At 74.1% G+C, this 856-nt stretch carries 1 protein-coding gene; it reads right to left on the bottom strand.

The window, feature by feature from the left end:
• A partial coding sequence (locus tag D8M35_RS16185) for a MoxR family ATPase (protein WP_148113422.1) occupies positions 1–838 on the bottom strand: 838 nt, incomplete at its 3' end.
• Between the last annotated feature and the right edge of the window lie 18 nt (positions 839–856).

The raw sequence follows: 856 nt of genomic DNA, 5'->3' as shown, positions 1-856 counted from the left end.
CGGGCGTGATCGCGTCGTAGCCGGTGAGCCAGGCCCACGCCTTCGCGGCGGCGAGGAGTGCCGTCGCGCCGCGGGGACTGACGCCGACGCGGACCGACGGAGCCTGCCGGGTGGCGCGGGCCAGGTCGACCACGTACGCCAGGACGTCGTCGCGCGCCCCGACCGAGCGGACGGCCCGCTGCGCCCGGAGGACCTCGTCGACGCCGAGCACCGGCCGGACCCCGGCGGACCGCACGTCCCGCGGGACGAACCCGTCCGCGTGCCGGCGGAGCACCTGCCACTCGACGTCCCGCGGCGGCACGTCGAGCGTCAGCTTCATGAGGAAGCGGTCGAGCTGCGCCTCCGGCAGCGTGTAGGTGCCCTCGAACTCGATCGGGTTCATCGTCGCGGCGACGAAGAACGGGTCGGGCAGCGGCCGTGCCGTACCGTCCACGCTGACCTGGCGTTCCTCCATGGCCTCGAGCAGTGCCGACTGCGTCTTCGGCGGCGTGCGGTTGACCTCGTCGGCGAGCAGCACGTTCGTGAAGACCGGGCCCTCGCGGAACGGGAACGTGCCGGTGGACGCGTCGTACACGAGCGAGCCGGTGACGTCGCCGGGCATCAGGTCGGGCGTGAACTGGATGCGCTTCGTGTCGAGCGACATCGCCGCGGCGAGGCTGCGCACCAGCAGCGTCTTCGCGACGCCGGGGACGCCCTCGAGCAGTACGTGGCCCTGTGCGAGGATGCCGACGATCATCCCGGACACAGCGCCCTCCTGACCGACGACGGCCTTGCCGACCTCGGCGCGGAGCCGGCCGAAGGCGTCCCGGAGCGCGTCGGTGCCGGCCGGCGACGGCACCGCGCCGGCCGGCAGACC

Source organism: Curtobacterium sp. HSID17257, from assembly GCF_003989515.1.
In the GTDB taxonomy this organism is placed as follows: domain Bacteria; phylum Actinomycetota; class Actinomycetes; order Actinomycetales; family Microbacteriaceae; genus Curtobacterium.
The sequence above is the reverse complement of the archived record's forward strand: the minus strand, read 5'-3'. Positions and strand labels throughout refer to the sequence as shown.